This window comes from Mesobacillus boroniphilus JCM 21738 (assembly GCF_000517385.1).
Classification (GTDB): Bacteria; Bacillota; Bacilli; order Bacillales; family Cytobacillaceae; genus Mesobacillus; species Mesobacillus boroniphilus.
Genome location: NZ_BAUW01000100.1, coordinates 1 through 12,255, shown reverse-complemented (window position 1 = coordinate 12,255; position 12,255 = coordinate 1). Strand labels below are relative to the sequence as shown.

10 protein-coding genes and 3 pseudogenes are annotated in these 12,255 nt (G+C 40.3%); 3 read left to right on the top strand and 10 right to left on the bottom strand.

Going from position 1 to position 12,255, the window contains the following annotated elements:
• Window positions 1-116: 116 nt before the first annotated feature.
• Window positions 117-434 (bottom strand): hypothetical protein, encoded by a 318-nt coding sequence (locus tag JCM21738_RS18685; RefSeq protein WP_243463084.1) that lies wholly within the window; start codon window positions 432-434, stop codon window positions 117-119.
• Window positions 435-816: 382 nt separating this feature from the next.
• Here JCM21738_RS18685 and JCM21738_RS18680 point away from each other — a divergent pair, with 382 nt between their 5' ends.
• On the top strand, window positions 817-1,656 hold the full coding sequence (locus JCM21738_RS18680) for a tyrosine-type recombinase/integrase (protein WP_023613404.1): 840 nt from the start codon (window positions 817-819) through the stop codon (window positions 1,654-1,656).
• Window positions 1,657-1,805: 149 nt separating this feature from the next.
• Here the strand turns inward: JCM21738_RS18680 and JCM21738_RS18675 are convergent, their stop codons facing one another.
• Entirely contained in the window at window positions 1,806-2,123 is a 318-nt protein-coding gene (locus JCM21738_RS18675) for an ankyrin repeat domain-containing protein (protein WP_052019790.1), read from the bottom strand.
• A gap of 274 nt (window positions 2,124-2,397) precedes the next feature.
• On the opposite strand from JCM21738_RS18675, the gene JCM21738_RS18670 reads away from it, so the two are divergent.
• Entirely contained in the window at window positions 2,398-4,089 is a 1,692-nt protein-coding gene (locus JCM21738_RS18670; protein WP_243463083.1) for a recombinase family protein, read from the top strand.
• On the opposite strand, the gene rlmH is transcribed toward JCM21738_RS18670, so the two are convergent.
• The 8 genes and pseudogenes from rlmH to yycF all read right to left on the bottom strand — a co-directional run bounded on the left by rlmH (window position 4,053) and on the right by yycF (window position 11,770).
• A complete protein-coding gene (gene rlmH, locus JCM21738_RS18665; protein WP_031307630.1) occupies window positions 4,053-4,532 on the bottom strand; it encodes a 23S rRNA (pseudouridine(1915)-N(3))-methyltransferase RlmH in 480 nt (159 codons plus the stop codon). The two genes, JCM21738_RS18670 and rlmH, sit on opposite strands and share 37 nt — an antisense overlap.
• 100 nt (window positions 4,533-4,632) lie before the next feature.
• Window positions 4,633-4,803, bottom strand: coding sequence for a CxxH/CxxC protein (locus JCM21738_RS23545; protein ID WP_023613401.1), 171 nt, complete (start codon window positions 4,801-4,803; stop codon window positions 4,633-4,635).
• Window positions 4,804-4,925: 122 nt separating this feature from the next.
• Window positions 4,926-6,160 (bottom strand): annotated as a pseudogene (locus JCM21738_RS18660) (S1C family serine protease).
• A gap of 176 nt (window positions 6,161-6,336) precedes the next feature.
• Window positions 6,337-7,131: an MBL fold metallo-hydrolase gene (locus JCM21738_RS18655; protein ID WP_023613399.1), complete on the bottom strand. Its 795-nt coding sequence runs from the start codon at window positions 7,129-7,131 to the stop codon at window positions 6,337-6,339.
• A gap of 5 nt (window positions 7,132-7,136) precedes the next feature.
• Window positions 7,137-7,854, bottom strand: a pseudogene (locus tag JCM21738_RS18650) (two-component system regulatory protein YycI).
• A 61-nt stretch (window positions 7,855-7,915) separates the two neighbouring features.
• Complete coding sequence (locus tag JCM21738_RS18645) at window positions 7,916-9,229, bottom strand: YycH family regulatory protein (protein ID WP_023613397.1); 1,314 nt, start codon at window positions 9,227-9,229, stop codon at window positions 7,916-7,918.
• Window positions 9,226-11,051: pseudogene (gene walK, locus JCM21738_RS18640) on the bottom strand (cell wall metabolism sensor histidine kinase WalK). The gene JCM21738_RS18645 and the pseudogene walK overlap by 4 nt, the downstream one beginning before the upstream one ends.
• Window positions 11,052-11,059: 8 nt before the next feature.
• Window positions 11,060-11,770, bottom strand: a complete 711-nt coding sequence (gene yycF / locus JCM21738_RS18635) for a response regulator YycF (protein WP_023613395.1) — start codon at window positions 11,768-11,770, stop codon at window positions 11,060-11,062.
• A 287-nt stretch (window positions 11,771-12,057) separates the two neighbouring features.
• Between yycF and JCM21738_RS18630 the strand changes: the two genes are divergently transcribed.
• Window positions 12,058-12,255 (top strand): hypothetical protein (locus tag JCM21738_RS18630; RefSeq protein ID WP_035209867.1); only part of this gene is annotated, 198 nt, incomplete at its 3' end.

Genomic DNA, 12,255 nt, shown 5'->3' with positions numbered 1-12,255 from the left:
CAATAAGGAATTCAACAAAAATTATCATAGTTTATTAAAAACCCCTCAAGATTTTTTAAAATTACCTGGCATTTTAACGAGAACATAATTCCTAGTCCACATTTGAGTGGTGGCAATTAATCTCCTTCCGTCTTTTTCAAAGAACAGACCAGCACCATCTTTTTCTTTAAATTCCCATCCCTTTGAACCAACCATTTGTTTATATTTTCATCAGCAATCGATATACCTTTGTTCTCACTACTTGTGATAAACCAAATAGAATCGCCTTCTACTGCAATTTCTGCTATTTTACTTTCCGATTCTTTTAGTTTATCAATTGCTTCTTTTGCTGATAAATTCTCTATTGGAAGAGAGGGATAGTATAATTTATTTACAAATATGAACACAGTTAAAATAACTATTGCTATACCTAATATAAATCCAACCTTTTTCATCTAATTACCCCCTTATTGGTTCAAACCAAGGTATTTTATAGATCCGTTCTTTTACTAAACTGTTTCGTTTCTTCAACAACGCTGCTTCTAGTATTTGTTGGCTGAGCTGTATAGGACCTATTCATTTAATATCCAACTCCGAAGCCTGGGTCTGAAATTATAAATGCTATGTACAATAAGATAAGTGTAATAATTGTTAGTAATGTTAATTTGTACTTCTCCATATCCATTTCAACACCTCCCAATAAATTAGTTCATTAGAAGACTTAATTAAATTTACCAAGTTTGTAAGATATTTTAAAATTTCTCTTCACTAAGTCTAAATTTCTATAAAACTGGCAAGAATACCTTCTGATATCCTAATAAAATGGGAGGGATTGGCTTGTTGCTATCAACTGCTTGGAAGTCCTATGAAGCAGATAAACGTATTGAAGGATTCTCACCATATACCTTAAAAGCATATGGTATTCAGGCAAAGCTGCTCATAAGCTATTTTAAGGACCCAATTATTGCTACCTTCAATACAGAAGGATTGAAGAAATATCTTGTTACTCAAGGCAAAGATTTAAAACCCTCAAGTTTGGCCCATAGAATCCGGTTTATGAAGTCATTGTTTCGCTGGTGTCACGAGGAAGGCCATTTAACCATAAATCCAGCAGCAAAGATCAAGGAACCTAAAGCCGGCAAGAGAATCCCAAAGTTTCTATCAGAAAGGGAGATTGAACTTTTGCGTGAAGCCTGTATCAGCCCCATGGAAAAGGCACTATTCGAAATGATGTTTTCTACTGGCTGCAGAATTGGAGAAATCGCTGCACTTGATCGCAATTGCATTAATTGGTCTAACCGCTCTGCCATCGTAAGGGGAAAGGGTGACAAGGAACGTGAAGTGTATTTTAATATTCGGGCTGAATTATGGCTTAAACGATACATTGATAGCCGCCAGGATAAAGATCCGGCCATTTTTGTAACAGAGAGACAGCCACACAGGATGAGTATTGCCCAGATGAGGTATTACATTAAGAAAATCTCAGCGCGTGCCGGCATAGATAAGGAAATTCATCCCCACCAACTCAGACACAGCTATGCCACCCATTTATTGAATAATGGAGCACCAGTTGAAGTTATCCAAAGCCTTTTGGGCCACGAGAAAAGTGAAACCACTCGAATATATGCCCAACTAAGCGGAAGGCTGAGACAGGAGTTTTACCAGAAATACTTCTAATAAAGCGAAGAAGCAACGCAAATTATGCGTTGCTTCTGAACTCTTGCACAAAGTCAGTAAGGTAACAAATTAATATTTTTCATACCAAGATACATAAAGTAATATAACCTCAACATTTCATTCCCATTGCTTTAGTAATTCAATAATTTCTATATGTTCATGTTCATCCCAACCTTTTTTGCTCTTTCTAAACATCCCGACATGTCTGCTCCGTTTTCTAGCAAAAATGACGCAATCTCAACAAAGCCAAAATAACAAGCAATTATTAAAGGAGTTCTGCCTAAACGATCCAATTGATTCACATCAGCACCTTTTAGAACTAAATGTTTTGTAAATTCAATATTTCTATAGTGAACAGCCCAGTATAAAAAACTTTGCCCCTGAAAAACTTCATTAACATCGCGTGTGTTTAAATATTCTTTAAACCCATCAATATCATTTCTATGCAATAAATTTGTAAAATTCACAGTAACCAGCCTCTTTTATCTTCTAGATCCAATGAATATCTAGTTTTAACATAATTCTTAAGCATACCTGATATCAACATATTAACCAGCTTATTTAGTTAAGTTTAGATACCCTATTATTAACAAACACTTTTTTACACTTCAAGTACTATCTTTGTTTCCATGGCTTCTAGTAATAAACAAACTTCCGAAACGCCTCTTATTAAATCAATAGTCAGTTATTTTTATCTCCTTTAATACCAATACTGTTATAAACAGTTAAAGGAGGATTAAAATGAATGGAATAAAAAGTGTTGCAATATACTGTCGTGTCAGCACAGAAGAGCAAGCAAGTGAAGGCTATAGTATTTCTGCACAATTACACACTTTGCGTCAATATGCTTCCTTATATGGTTGGCAGATTGCAGAGGAGTATGTTGATGAAGGTATTAGTGGTAAGGACATTAAAGGCCGCCCTGCATTGCAAAAGCTTAATTCAGACGTTGATAAGGGTAAATTTCAAGCTGTCCTTGTTTGGAAGATATCTCGTCTTTCTCGAAATATGTTGGATACTCTTGTATTACTAGAAAAATTTGATGAGTATGATGTGAAATTCATCTCTTACTCAGAGAACTTTGATACATCCACCCCAATTGGGAAATTAGTTGTTCAATTGATGGCTTCTATTGCTGAGATGGAGAGAAATACCCTATCTGAAAATGTTAAACTCGGAATGACACAAAGAGCGAAAGAAGGTAATTGGAACGGAGGAGTAGTATTCGGATATGACTCCGTAGAGAAAGAGCTTGTTATAAATCCTGATGAGGCTAAAATTGTGCAGCATATTTTCCAATTGTATGCTGATGGCAAGGGACTAAAAGCTATAACTAACCATCTAAACAAAGCAGGTTACCGCACCAAAAGGAATCGACATTTTTCTATCAATGGTATTGCCACCATATTGGATAACCATATCTATATTGGAAAAATACGTTGGCTAAAAGTTGAAAACTGGGATAAAAAACGAAGACGCGGAAAAAACCCCAACCCTATTTTAGTGGATGGAAAACATGAAGCAATTATATCCCATGATCTTTGGAGTATTGTTCGAGCAAGGAGACAAAGTAAATCATTTAAACAACGTCAATCTAATGAGCCATTCCTATTAAGCGGTATTCTTCGCTGTCCGGAATGCGAGCAAGGCATGGTACCATCTATAACGACTTATACACTTAAAGATGGAAGCAAACGGAAGCATCGCTACTATGTATGTGGGAATTTCCACAACAAAGGTTCTGTTGCTTGTAAAACGAATTCAATTAAAGCTTACGAGGCCGAAGATTCAATCATAAATCGTATAACCTCGTTCCTACATGATTCAGAATACTTCCTTAAGAGCATTGATAACATTAATAAGGAAAACATTCAATTGAACAAAGATATAAAAGAACAACTAGATTTAATTCAACTACAACTGGACGAAGCAGATGCCATACAAGAGAAATATATGGAAGCATTTGAGCAAAGTTTGTTTCCTTTAACAATCTTACAAGATCGATTACAAAAGGTTTCTAAACAAAAAAGTGAATTAGAACAAAATAAAAATGAACTTAGCAATCAACTAAGTTCATCTGACTTAAAGGTTATTAAACCTGACTTGATTAAGCATTTATTAGAAAAATACATTGAAGCATTCCAACAGTCTTCCAGAGAAAAGAAAAAGCAACTTTTTCAACTTTTACTTAAAAAAGTGACAGTAAAGCAATCTGATTCTCGTTCTCGAACTGTTGATAAAATTGAACTAGATTTCGATTTTTCCGAAGTTAATCTGTCCAAGACATTCACACTTATCCACTCACTTTATCTTGAACCAGATGATACAGAGGAAATTCCCTCTTTTTTCATGATTCAAACGACAAAATGCCTCCTTATCTTCAAATTTTTTTGCCTCTATTTATGGTACGGTTCACCGCGATTTATCCTGTAAGCCCGATAAATTTGCTCAACGAGGATCAATCGCATTAGTTGGTGAGGGAATGTCATTTTGGAGAAGGAGAGATGCTCATCGGATCTTTTCAATACTTCATCACTTAAACCGAGCGATCCGCCAATAACGAAAGCGATTTTACTTTTTCCGTACGTGGCTAGTTTATCGAGTGTGTCTGCAAGTTCTTCTGATGATTTGAGCTTTCCATTAATAGCTAAAGCGATGACATATGTATCTAAGCCGATTTTTGCGAGGATCCGCTCTCCTTCTTTTTGCTTGACCTGGACCATTTCTGTATCGCTCAATTCCTCCGGTGCTTTTTCATCTGGTACTTCGATGACTTCCACTTTTGCATAGCTTCCAAGTCGTTTAAGATACTCCTCAATCCCTTGTTTTAAGTATTTTTCTTTTAGTTTTCCGACCGTCACGATTGAGATATTCACAGTCATCCCCACTTTACAAACAGATTACAAACAGTTTACAAACAAGATATCCACAATAGTTATCCACATATTCACATCGATATCCACATTTAGTAGGCGATCATTCGTTCGCCACAATATATACAGCAGGTTGTCCACAGTATCCACAGACAAACTCCGACTTATCAACAGACTCTAACTTCGTTAATTGTGGTGCTACCTCATACTCATCAACCACTTCATCCAGCGCTAATTCTACATGTTCACTGCAGCAATACTTCATAACATTCATCCCTTCAGCTTCTTTTTTATATGGTTATCATTTGCTTAAATTCACTATAAAATTTATCCACAGTGACCATTTTAGCACAAAAAAACAGGAAGCATTTCGCCTCCTGTTATTATCCACAACCACTATAATGTTTCTCCGCCTAGCTTCATTATAGTTTCTTCCAGCTGGCCATTTCGATAATACTTGACCTGCATGTCATCGCCAACCTTCTTTTTATTGTAAAGATGCTTGCGCAGATCAACAACATCGCGGATTTCCTCGCCATCCATCTCGACAATGACGTCATATTCCTGCAATCCAGCCTGGGCTGCTGGTGAATTTGGCTGTACGCCTCTAACTGCCACACCATAGTTAATTTCCTTCGGCAGCTTCAACGTGTTTTCCTGGTGGTAGGCTGAAATTTCATTTACTGAAGCTAATTCTACTCCCATGAACGGCCGCTGCACTTCACCTGTCTTCTCCAGGTCCTCAATAATTGGCGCTGCGTAATTGATTGGGATGGATAATCCGATTCCTTCGACAGCACTCTGGGCGATTTTCATTGAGTTAATGCCTATCACCTGGCCTTCGATATTAATCAAGGCCCCTCCGCTGTTTCCGGGGTTAATCGCTGCATCTGTCTGTAAAACTTCTGCCTGCCAATCGGGAGTTCCATCCTGATTGATATCGACTGGAATTGCCCGTTCTAAACCAGAGATAATCCCCTGTGTAACGGATCCTGAAAAAGTAAGTCCGAGCGGATTGCCGATTGCAATGACTGGCTCACCGGGTTTCAGCTTGTCAGAGTTGCCAAATTCAGCTACAACTTTAATTTGGTCAGCTGGTACCTCCAACACGGCCAAATCAGTCCAGATATCACTCCCTAAAAGCCTGGCGGGAATTTTTGTGCCATCACTCAGGCTTACCTCAAGTTCGGAGCTTCCGCCACGACATGGTGGTTTGTGACAATATACGCCTTGTCACCTTCCTTCTTATAAACCACGCCAGACCCTGTTCCGCCTGATTCCTGGGATTGTCCCCAGAAGCTCGTGCTTTCCTGGATATTCGTAATGCCGACTACTGCATCTCCAGCCTTGTCGACTGCGTCAGTAATTTGCGAGTATACATCAATCGATACATTCTTTTTAGTGGTTTTGCCCTCTTCACTTTCTTTGGCGGGCTCTTCGTCGGTTACTGCAGTTTGGTTATGAGGTTCAATTTTGTATGGCAGCACATCCAAGTTAGCTAATATAGGAATCGAGAAGATCACCAATAATGCACCTATGATTGCACCTGCCAGGCTTGCCCAGAAAAAGCCGCCTTTCCTGCTATTTTGCGGTTTATACCGGCTTTGATAATCCTGATCATAATAACCCAATGTCCACCAATCCTTTCATCGACCAATAGATACGTTAGTTATTTTTATATAGATTATTATACTATCAGTAACGATATTTTCTAAATTATAAGCCCCTATGCGGTTTTAAAAAAGGAGTAGAGGGCCTTGTAGATGCCTCCTACTCCTTTACCTATAAAACTATCACCATAAACGCGCTAAATTGCTGTCAAAGGTGTCGCAGTCTTCGGATCTGTATCAATCAAATCGAATTGTTCTCCTACAAGAATGCCCCTGCCTTCCAGTGTTTGGGCGACTGACATCCTTGCAAGGTCCTTCATATTGTTATCCGTGCTTAAATGGGCTAGATAAATCCGTTTTGTATTAGCTCCTGCCACCTCACTCATCGCGACTGCGGCATCCTCATTCGAGACATGGCCATAATCGCTCAGAATCCGGCGCTTGACACTCCAAGGGTATCTTCCCATCCTCAGCATCTGGACGTCATGATTGCTTTCGAAAACATAGGCGTCCGCATTAGATATGATTCCTTTCATCCTGTCGCTGACATAGCCTGTGTCTGTAATGAGCACCAATTTCTTGCCATCTTTATGAAACACATAGAACATCGGCTCAGCAGCGTCATGTGAGACACCGAAGGATTCGATGTCCAACCCTCCGAAGGTCTTAACGGTTTCCATGTCAAAAGAAAATTTCTGCTCAAGCGGGACTTCCCCAATCAAGCCGTCCATCGCTTTCCATGTTTTTTCATTCGCATAGATTGGCAGCTTATACTTACGGGCAACGATTCCTATGCCTTTTATATGATCGCTATGTTCATGCGTCACTAATATTCCAGAGAGGTCTTTCATTTCACGGCCAATTTGCTTGAATAATAACTCCATCTGTTTGCCGCTCAATCCGGCATCCACTAAAAAGGATTGGCCCTCCGTCTCCACATAGATCGCATTTCCCGTACTCCCGCTGGCGAGAACACTAAAATGCAAACTCATATCTCTCACTCCGTAATTTTATTTTCTCCGTCAGACAACGGGATGACTCGACCTTCGAACGCATGTACAAAAAGGTTCTCCTTGCCATTGACTTCAATCCTCCACGTCGGTGTCACTACATGTGATGCCGTCAGTGAAACAAGAGTGGAATAGCCTAATTCAAAATCGGTAATTTCACTCTTCGGTTTGATCAAACTTTTTATAAAGAGTTTCCAGCGCCCTTAATGGCGGCAGCAATTCCTCTGCATCCGAGAGTTCATCGATGATCTCCGAATATGTTTGTTTGTACGAAGTCACTTCATTGTTTTCATTGAAATAGAACGTTAATTTCGCATTGCTGTTATAGTAGAATGTCTTATTGTCGTGTTCCTGGTAATATGTGATGGTTTTGTCTTCATCATTTTTACTCCAGAACTTATATTCTTCACCGGAGAAAATGTTTCCTTTTATAAAAGTAGACAGCTCCGCTGGCTGGAACTTACTAGTCAGTTTAATTGGTTTCTCCAGCTTGGCCTCAATTGATGTCCCATCCCCAAGGCTGACTGTTTGCCCTTTGAACTTTGCCATTTCCTCAGTGGTGAACACTTTCGTCCTGACACTAAGATACTGCTCTTTCTTTTTTATATCAGGAAGTTCACCATAGGTGATATCGTCATTCTTCAGCTTTTCCTCCAGAGGCGCTTCCTTTGGAATTTCATACTGGGCAGCATCCCTTGTATTCATAAACTGATAAACAAGGTAAATATCCAGGACGAGGAAGGTGAGAATAAAGATTGTCTTGATTCTACTCCAATCCATTATTCAATTCCTCCTCCCATATCAGCTGCCGCCATTCCTGATCGTATAAATAGAACCAGCCCGGCTCGAGCAGAATTAATGAATCTTCTGGTCCATGCGTCATATAGTAACCCGGCATAAGGTTTTGCAGCAGTTCCAGCTTAATGTCTTCCTTGCTTTGCAGGTATTCCAGCGCTTCATACCCAGATGGCAATGTCTTGGTGACGACTTCTGGATTCAAAGGCAGCTCAAGATGGAATCCCGGGCGCATATATCTGCTGATCTCCGATTGCCTCCACTGTTGGTATATCTCTGACATCCCTATCTGGTTGAACACAGGGTACCCTTCCTTACTATACAGACGAAAAAGTACGTTTTGATTAAAATCATCCTTATAAACATAACGATACGTTTCCGTCCAGCCCCCATGCCCATTAACAAACTCGATACTCTTCTGGAGAACATTATTGGTCCCGATGATGGAATCACCACTCCGGACAGGATTCACATAGTTAATCATGTTGGTTTTGGTGTCAACGATCATTTTACTGGCATCATCCGTATATTCCTCAATTCCATCCACCACATTGCGCTGTACAAAGCTTGGGTTTGTGAACAAGGCATCTTTGAACTGATCCGAATCAAGTGAATTCTGATAGTAAGTGTACAACACCATTTTTACTTTTTCAGTTGGCAGGTAAATCCTCTTGATATCGGAAACAGTATGAAGGAAATATGGAACCAGCTTTCCTGCTGAGTCGTAAAATTTCCTCGTAAAATCATTTATATAGGAAGGACTTACATTACTGACATACGCTTCCTGAGTTTTTTGGGAATAAAAATAAACAATTCCCTCTTGCTTTTGCTGGGTCTCGGAATTAATGATAATGCGGTCGAAATCAAATTTCGGCATATCCTTTTCATCGATATTAAGTACCCGCTTGTAGAGTTCAATCGGTACCTCATCAGGGAAAATGATCTCGGTATTCTCCCCCTGGACAATATTCTCATTGAATTCACTAATCCGCCCGGGATATTTTTTTAAATCGAAGTACTTCCATTTCGAAATAACTCCAATAATATCATCAATATAACCATTACCTACCGAACCATACTGTTTTCCATTAACATGATAGATAACCTGGTGAGGTTTGACGATTTTCTTAAGTTCCTTCTGGGTGGCAATATTTACTTCTTCAACAGTCTTTTGATTATTTACAACCTCATAGTCCGGCTGATAAGTCCAAATATTCCAGGTTAAAAAGCCACTTAGCATTACAAGGAACGCTAAAATAACAGATTTAATATTTTCATATGTCATGACCAATCATCCTCTGCACTCCGGTCATAAGGAAGAGTAAATTGAACTGTTGTTCCTTTACCCTCCACACTTTCTGCCCATATCCTTCCCCCGTGGGCATTAACCATTTCCTTGGCAATAGCCAGTCCTAAGCCTGTACCGCCAAGTTTGCGGGTCCTTGCTTTATCGACCCGGTAGAAACGATCGAAAATTTTATCAAGGTTATCTTTCGGGATGCCAACACCTTCATCTGAAATACTTGCAACAATCTGGTCATCCAGCTCTTTCACCCTGAATGTAATGGTTCCGCCCTCTGGCGAATACTTCATGGCGTTAGAAATGATATTATCAAGTACCTGTGTGATTTTATCTTCATCTATTTCTACGAAAATCGCATCCTCCGTGATTTCCCTTTTGAAAGAAACATTTTGTTCCTTCGTCAATTCAAATCGATCAATAATCCGGTTAAAGAAAACCGGGAAGTTGACCCATTCCTTTGAGAGACGATAATCTACACTATCGAGTTTCGAAAGCTGCAGCAAATCGTTAACAAGGCGAATCATCCGTTCCGTTTCACCTCTGGTTGTTTCAAGGAAATTTGGTGCGATTTCCTCATCCCTCCATGCTCCTTCCGCTAACGCTTCAAGATAGCTGCGCATGGTTGTCAGCGGAGTCCGCAGTTCATGGGAAACATTCGCAACAAATTCCCGTCTCTCCATATCAATTTTTTCTTGTTCCGTAATATCGTACAGGACAGCAATCAATCCATTCACAAAGCCGCTTTCCTTCTGTATGACCGAAAAGTTTGCACGAAGGATAAATGGTTTGCTTTTCGTACTGTAATCCAGGACGATCGAGTCTTTTTCCTGGAGCAGATCCTCAAAATTATAGTTTTCGTCCAGCCCTAGTATGGAAACTAATGGCTGAGACAGCACTGTTTCACGTGAAACACCAAGCATCTGTGTTGCAGGGTCATTTATAAGGATGATTCGTCCTTTACGGTCAGTTGAAATGACACCGTCGGTCATATAAGAAATGACTGAGGATAGCTTTCTTTTCTCACCTTCAGTCGTTGCCTGTGCTTCTTGAAGCTTTTTCGTCAGGTTGTTGAAAGTAATTGCCAGCTGGCCTATCTCATCATAACCATATACTTTAACCTTCCTGGAAAAATTCCCTCGGGTCATCGCCAGTGCCTGTTTGCGCATATCTGAAATCGGTCTGGTGATCGTCTGCGCCAGAAGAACACCAAGAATCGCGGTGAAAACCAACGCAATAGCCGTACCGGTAGCAAGGATTTTATTGATATCATTCATCTGCTTAAAAATATTATCAATCTGGGCTACAAGATAGACAGCACCTATCGCTTCACTATTATGCATGATTGGTGTTGACAGAACCCACACCCTTTCGCCCGTTTTCCGATCCAGCTGGATTACATCTTCATCTGCATCCAAGATAATTGAACGCTTAATCATGGCGTCAGGTGTCCTCTGGCCTACAAGTCCTGATTGCTAGAGTTTGATGTCCCAAGTATCTTAAAGCTGCTCCCGTCGATTACCCGGATTTCAGAAATATCAGTGGCCCTATAATCTTTTAAGATCAGCCTGATTGCTTCCTCTTTAGTAGGATCTTCTTTCCCGCGCTCCTTAACCAGTTCTTCCTGGATATCATAAACCAGCAGGTCGACCCGGGATTTTACCGATTCCTGGTAGTTCGTAATGAGGGTCGTCTCAAGTTTGCGGACAAAGTAAACACCAATGATTTGCATTGCAACGAGAATAAGCAGGACGTATATAAGCACAAATTTAAGGTGTATCGAACGGAAAAAACCTACCTTTTTCATTCCCGGTCTTAATCCTGCTCAGAGTTTCTTAGATAATAGCCTACTCCTCGTCTCGTCACGATCCATGTCGGGTGGCTTGGGTTGTCCTCAATCTTTTCACGAAGACGTCTAACGGTTACGTCAACTGTCCGGACATCCCCATAATAGTCATAACCCCAAACCGTTTGCAGCAGGTGCTCCCTTGTCATGACTTGTCCGATATGCTTTGCAAGATAGTGGAGAAGTTCGAATTCACGATGCGTCAACTCAATCGTTTCTCCTCTTTTTGAAACAACATAAGCGTCAGGATGGATGGTCAAGGAGCCAACGGTGATTTCATTTGATTCCTCTTGCTCATCTTCTTTGGATGCAATCTGTTGATGGCGGCGCAGGTTTGCTTTTACCCTTGCAATCAATTCCCTTGTGCTGAATGGCTTCGTGACATAGTCATCCGCCCCAAGCTCAAGTCCAAGAACTTTATCGATTTCAGAGTCTTTAGCAGTCAGCATGATAATCGGCATCTCGTATTTTTTGCGGACCTCACGGCAAACCTCCATGCCATCACGCATAGGGAGCATAATATCCAGCAGTATTAAGTCAGGCTGAACCTCTTCTACCATTTCAACCGCCTGGTTACCATCATATGCACAGTACACATCGTAACCCTCTTTTTTTAAGTTGAACTGTAGAATATCTGCAATTGGTTTTTCATCGTCTACAACCAGAATCTTCTTCTCCATACCAATTCTCCTTTTTTAAGCCAAATTATAATCTTATATGAATAATTCTTATCTTTATAAAAGATGCTATCTTATCTATTTTACTTGAAAACAGAGAAAAACTGAATTTATCTGTTATATAACTTTGAATTCTTCTCTTCCCAATTGTACCAATCCTGCCCATAACAATAAACTGCCAGGCTTTTTATGTAACGGATAACCTATAATGTGTGATTTCATATGCAAATATCTAATAAGAAAAGCGCAAGCGTCTCGTTCAGCCCCGACAAGCGCTGGAGGGCCGACCAGTGAAGTCGCTCTTTGACTTCATCGGGCGGACCGAAACCGAAAAGTATAGCCGACTGCCCAGAAACGCAGAAACTGGAGACTCCGACAAAGAAGCGTTTTTTGCTTCTGCCGGCGGAGTTGAAGTTTCGGAGTTTCTAGGAGGCGAAACTAGACAAGCGACTCGAGGGGCTAGGCGCTGGAGCTGGATTAAGAAAACC

Bases quoted from the DNA above. Each gene is read 5' to 3' on its own strand.
- JCM21738_RS18685 (WP_243463084.1), bottom strand. From the start codon at position 434: ATGAAAAAGGTTGGATTTATATTAGGTATAGCAATAGTTATTTTAACT.
- JCM21738_RS18670 (WP_243463083.1), top strand. From the start codon at position 2,398: ATGAATGGAATAAAAAGTGTTGCAATATACTGTCGTGTCAGCACAGAA.
- JCM21738_RS23545 (WP_023613401.1), bottom strand. From the start codon at position 4,803: ATGAATGTTATGAAGTATTGCTGCAGTGAACATGTAGAATTAGCGCTG.
- JCM21738_RS18655 (WP_023613399.1), bottom strand. From the start codon at position 7,131: ATGAGTTTGCATTTTAGTGTTCTCGCCAGCGGGAGTACGGGAAATGCG.
- JCM21738_RS18645 (WP_023613397.1), bottom strand. From the start codon at position 9,229: ATGACATATGAAAATATTAAATCTGTTATTTTAGCGTTCCTTGTAATG.
- yycF (WP_023613395.1), bottom strand. From the start codon at position 11,770: ATGGAGAAGAAGATTCTGGTTGTAGACGATGAAAAACCAATTGCAGAT.